1 protein-coding gene is annotated in these 334 nt (G+C 49.7%); it reads left to right on the forward strand.

Annotated elements, in window-relative coordinates:
* On the forward strand, positions 1–332 hold a 332-nt coding region (locus tag ACYVTD_RS18535; RefSeq protein ID WP_461249062.1), incomplete at its 5' end, for an ABC transporter substrate-binding protein.
* Positions 333–334 lie beyond the last annotated feature (2 nt).

Here is a 334-nt window from a genome sequence, read left to right on the forward strand (position 1 = left end):
GGCTCGTATACAAACGCAACCGCGATTACTGGAGAAAGGACGCAAAAGGCGTGTCGCTCCCCTATCCCGAAGAAAACATAGTGCGCATCATTCCCGATGAAAACACAAAACTGCTCCTTTTCAAGGACGGGAAGACTGAAACCTACTCTCTGCGCCCTGAAGATTTGGACGGTCTCGTGAATAAGAATGACGGAAGCTACACGGTCTTTAACGCCGAAGGCTCACTAGGGGCTGCTTTTTGGACGTTCAACCAGAACCCCGTAAACAAGGACAAGCCCACTTACGAATGGTTTACAAAAAAAGAATTCCGTCAGGCCATGAGCTGCCCCTAGTG

Source organism: Treponema sp. R6D11, from assembly GCF_054786075.1.